General features: G+C 51.6%; 3 protein-coding genes and 1 pseudogene. All 4 read left to right on the forward strand.

Going from position 1 to position 5,347, the window contains the following annotated elements; translation table 11 throughout:
* A pseudogene (locus tag OQK_RS11485) lies at positions 1 to 284 on the forward strand (serine/threonine protein kinase); the annotation flags it as partial.
* A gap of 28 nt (positions 285 to 312) precedes the next feature.
* Positions 313 to 2,748, forward strand: a complete 2,436-nt coding sequence (gene tssI, locus OQK_RS11490) for a type VI secretion system tip protein TssI/VgrG (protein ID WP_016772514.1) — start codon at positions 313 to 315, stop codon at positions 2,746 to 2,748.
* Between the two features lie 11 nt (positions 2,749 to 2,759).
* On the forward strand, positions 2,760 to 4,532 hold the full coding sequence (locus OQK_RS29230; protein ID WP_081489845.1) for a peptidoglycan-binding domain-containing protein: 1,773 nt from the start codon (positions 2,760 to 2,762) through the stop codon (positions 4,530 to 4,532).
* 1 nt (position 4,533) lies between these two features.
* A complete protein-coding gene (locus tag OQK_RS11500; RefSeq protein ID WP_016772516.1) occupies positions 4,534 to 5,037 on the forward strand; it encodes a hypothetical protein in 504 nt (167 codons plus the stop codon).
* Positions 5,038 to 5,347 lie beyond the last annotated feature (310 nt).

Genomic DNA, 5,347 nt, shown 5'->3' on the forward strand with positions numbered 1-5,347 from the left:
GCCAACCATTGTCGGCCAGCGCGGACGTGTACGGCGTGGCCTGCGTGATCTATGAACTGGCGGGCGGCAAACACCCGTTCCGCCGCTTGCCCTCGGCCCAGGCCCGCGACGAGCATCTGGAGCGCGAACTGCGCGCCCCAGCGAATCTACCCCAGCACGGCTGGCAAGCGCTGCGAACCGCGCTGAGCTTCAACCCGGCAGAACGCACCATCACTGCCCAACAATTGCGTGACGCCTTGGGCGCCACTTCGTCCTGGCTGCAACGTCTGCGACTTCGGGCGTAACGGATGACATTCGAACAGGGAGCACACGATGTTCAACTCAGCTAACGAAACCCACTTCAGCCTCAAGGTCGAAGACTACGTCGGCGACCTGCAAGTGCTGTCGTTCACCGGCACCGAAGGCATCAGCCAGGCGTATCGCTTCGACCTCGAACTGGTCAGCGAAAACCCCGATCTGGACCTCGAACAACTGCTGCACAAGCAGGCGTTTCTGGCATTCGATCCACAGGGCTCGGGCATTCACGGGCAGATCTACCGCGTCGCCCAGGGCGATGCCGGCAAGCGCCTGACCCGCTACAAAGTCTCGATCGTGCCGCAACTGCAATACCTGCATCACCGCACCAACCAGCGCATCTACCAGCAGATGTCGGCGCCGAAAATCATCGCGCTGATCCTCGAAGAACACGGCATCAATCGCAACGCCTACAGCTTCCAGCTCAGCCAGCCGTGCCCGGATCGTGACTACTGCGTGCAGTACGACGAAACCGACCTGCATTTCGTCCAGCGTCTGTGCGAAGAAGAGGGCATTCACTACCACTTCCAGCACAGCGAAAAAGCACACCTGCTGGTGTTCGGCGACGACCAGACCGTGTTCCAGAACTTGGGGCAGCCAACTGCTTATGTGCAGGGCAGCGGTATGGTCGCCGACGAGCCGGTGATCAAAGCTTTCAAACTGCGCCTGGAAACCCGCACCACGCGCACCACGCGCCGCGACTACGATTTCGAAAAACCGCGCCTGCGAATGGAAGCCGCGTACAAACCGGACGGCGACAGCACTGAACCGGATCTCGAAGACTACGACTACCCCGGCCGCTTCATCGACCGCGCGCGCGGCAAGTTCCTCAGCCAGCGCGCCCTCGAACGCCATCGCGCCGACTACCGCCAGGCCGAAGGTCGCGGCGACCAGACCCGACTGGTCAGCGGCCACTTCATGGAAATGTCCGACCACCCGCGCAGCGAGTGGAACGACCTGTGGCTGCTCACGGAAATCTTCCACGAGGGCAAGCAGCCGCAAGTCCTCGAAGAAGGTGTGACCAGCGACACCACCGACAACAAGGACGACTTCCACCAGGGCTACCGCAACACCTTCCTCGCCACCCCGTGGGACGTGTTCTACCGCCCGGCCCTCGAACACCCGAAACCGCGCGTACTCGGCAGCCAGACCGCCATGGTCACCGGCCCCAAAGGCGAAGAAATCCACTGCGACCAATACGGCCGCATCAAAGTGCAATTCCACTGGGACCGCGAAGGCCTGGCCGACGACAAAACCAGCTGCTGGCTGCGCGTCTCCAGCTCCTGGGCCGGCGACCGCTACGGCGCCATCAGCATCCCGCGCATCGGCATGGAAGTCCTCGTCACCTTCCTCGAAGGCGACCCCGACCAACCGCTTGTCACCGGCTGCCTGTACCACAAGGAAAACCCGGTGCCGTACGCACTGCCGGCGAACAAGACTCGCAGCGTGTTCAAAACGCTCAGCTCACCGGGTGGCGGTGGGTACAACGAACTGCGCATTGAAGACAAGAAAGGTGCGGAGCAGATCTACATTCATGCGCAGCGGGATTGGGATGAAAACGTTGAGCATGACCAGAAGATTCGGGTCGGTAATGAACGTCACGACACAGTGGTGAAGAACACCTATACCGAGCTGAAGGCCGAAGAACATCGCACCACTATCTCCGACCGCAAGGTTGAAGCGAAGCTGGATGATCACCTAACGATTGGGCAGAACCAGCATGTGAAGCTGGGGACTGCGCAGCTGACCAGTGTGGGGAAAGAGATTCACCTCAAGGCTGGGGACAAGATCGTTATTGAGGCGGGGACAGAGCTGACCATTCTTGGGGGTGGGAGCTTTATCAAGCTCGATGGCGGTGGGGTTACGGTGGTTGGGCCGGTGATCAAGATCAATGCGGGTGGCTCGGCTGGGTCGGGCACAGGGATCGGGATTAAGCCGCCGGTGCTGCCGGGGGCGGCGGATAAGGATAAGGCGGGGAGTTTGATGGATCAGGCGTTGTTGAATGCGCCGGCATCTCCTCCGCCAGCATCCGAGAAAAAGAGCTTCCGTATTCAGATGAAGCGTCCCTATGACAAAAAGGGGATTGCTGGACAGCCCTATATGCTGGAAGTGGACGGCGTGACCTATAAAGGCACAACTTCTAGTGAAGGGTTTGTTGACCAGCCAGTTCCGCCCGATGCGAAGAAGGGCAAGCTTACCTTTTATCCTTTTGGCGCAGAATCTCAGCCATGGGTATGGGAGTTGGACTTGAAAGCTCAGTCGGAAGCCTCGGACGTGAAAGGGCTTCAGTCCCGCCTTAAAAATCTTGGGTTCTATGATGGGAAAATCGACGGTGAAAATGGCCCGAAAACGAAGCATGCCACCCGTTGTTTCCACCGTTCTTGTGAGTTGGCAGACAAAGATTATCTTTCTTCCAGCGATATTAAGCGTCTTGAAGAACAGCATATTGCATAAGGGAATGAGCAATGATTTACGGTAATTTTGATCTCCGTAAAAAGGATCATGACGGAAAACCTGCGCAGAACACACCTCCACGTTGGGGAGGTGTTGATAACCCACCAGTTGCTATTACTAATGCTGAAACAGCTGGTGCAGCTTCGGGGAATAGCGCGGCGTTAGCAGTGCCAGAGCATGTAAGAAAGCTTCAGGAGGACTTGATTGGTCTAGGGTTCTCTGTACTCGGCAAACCTACTGGGGAGTTTGATACTAGAACCGAGTGGGCCGTTCGAGAATTTCAGATATATGCTTCAATGGCACAGGTTGCATGTGTTAGAGCTGAAAAAAAGGGGCAGCTACTGCTAGATCAGGCTGGTTCCCCCGTGCGGATAAATAACTTGGATGTTTACTATGACGGCTCGGCGGGTGTTGTAGCCAAAGCTGGAAAAGCTCCGGTTGTTAGCGGGTCAACTGTAGGTCCTGTAAGTTATTACGTTGATAGTCTTCAGTCTATAGCTAACTCTGCAAAGTATGTTGGTCCTGTAAGCGGTGTCGTGAATGAAAAGACCAGAGTGGCGATAGAACACTGGCTCGATAACGACTATCGGTGTCCAGTTGTTTTCGAAGCTTGGAAGATAACGGCTGGAAATAGGACGGAGTTGGCTCAAAATGGTTGTAATATTTGGGCTCATGATAGTTTTACTGAGGGCGGCCCAAGAGTTGTATTCAGGGATTTCAGTAGTTACTTTGCGTTTCCTGATGGTCGTGCTCAAACAGAATATCATGCAGTTGGTTACTATCAGACCGGAACCTATGGTGGACCTAATGCGGGGAAAACGCATAGTTGGTCCTCCCAGACTGAAATGACAGTTGAGAAAATAACCGGTGCCCCCGCTAACCCAGCGCAACTAAATAGTCCAGCCCTTTCAACATATCGGACGATAAGGGTGGTTGCGGAAGCAGAATGTTTTGGTCGATTTGACGTACTAAACGCTTGGGATAATGCTCTTATTTCTGGCGGGCCTTGCCATTGGACTATGGGGCTATATTCAACAACTCCAAATATAAATGCATATGGGAAAGGTGAGCTTCCTGGATTTATGGCCTACCTGAATAATCGTGAGCCTGAAATTTTTAAAAAGGTTTTTGGTAATTTTGGTTTATATCCAACGAAGGCATGGAATAGTCCGGGTTTGTATAACGAGGATCTAATGACCTATGCGGCTTGGGTCAAACTCGCAAATGATAGTTACGCTGTTTCGCAAGCAACTCATTCCGACAGTGAGTTTACAGAATTAGGCGACTCGAAAGACGAGGCGCATTATTTGAAAACGTGGCATTGGTTTTATCGATTGAGTATGGCTGCGCGTACAATTCCTGGGTATAGAGCAGCAATGTGGTCTATGGCCAAACTAAGACTAAGGGAAATACTGACTGACCCGATTAGCTTCAGTATTGGCGGTGTGGTCGTCAATAGTACTATAGGGACTATCTATACCTCGGAGAAGGCAGTGGCCATACTTTTGCGTTGGCATGTTTGGCGACCTTCACACATCGTTGGTGTACCACAATACAATCAGCTTCGCCATGTCCTTCAAAACACGATAAACACGTCGGGAGGGGTGAATTGGCAACTCCCGATTGCTAGCTGGGGGGCGGCACATGAATCGGCACTGACAACAAAATTATTTAATGCTTTAGTAGCTTTGAATAATACGATCACTGGAGCCATAGTTTATGGTTCCGGTCAAGTTCAAGGTGCCGTTAGGACTGGTCGTCACACATTCATTATGGAGAATTGATATGAGATTTTTTTTGTTGCTTGCATTTTTTGCGGCTACGGTCAACGCTGCCCCTATAGATGTATGTGCTCCGGCAGATGGTGCTAAATATTTTTTATCCCAGTGGACGGAAGGTGTACGTGATTTTGATTTGCTTTCTCGAATTGAAGATGAAAAATTTTCAATTGAGGAGGGAAAGGTTGTCACTAGTGAAGATATCAATGGCGACGGAGTGAAAGATTTTATTTTTCTTTCATATTCAAGTGCCGGGTCGAGCGGTGATTTTATTTATGAATTTCTAATCCAATGTCGTGGTTTTTTAAGAAATGTTGGTGGTGAGTATTTTGCTGATGTGAAGGTTCTCGATACTCATCCAAAAGATAGTCTATTTAGAGATATTAAAATCTACTCCTATAACAGGGATAAGCAAGATCAAATTATGCACAGAGATGGTAAGCCAATAACAACCTCTCACATTTGGCATTTTAACCCGGAAACTAAGCTGTATGAAGGTGAGTCACGGTAGCGCATAGAGAAAATGGACTGTTGTATTCTATGTAAATAGTTTGAATAAATTTGATGGATTTGTTTGTCGAGTGAAAAGCAGTGAAAAAATGAGGGATCTAATCGTCCCTCTTTTTGCTGCATAAATAAATTTGTCCGCTCGTTGATAACAACTCTGCATTTTTTAACTGAGAGGTCGTTCATCGTTAACGAGCTTTGATAAATATGAAAAGTTATGTTTTTGTTTTTTGCGTTATTCCCTTTCGCCGTCCACAGCGCAGTCACCAGCGAATCACTCTGCTTCGAACTATCCGTGTGGGAAATGGGGACAG

This window comes from Pseudomonas sp. R62 (assembly GCF_000257605.1).
Lineage (GTDB): Bacteria > Pseudomonadota > Gammaproteobacteria > Pseudomonadales > Pseudomonadaceae > Aquipseudomonas > Aquipseudomonas atacamensis.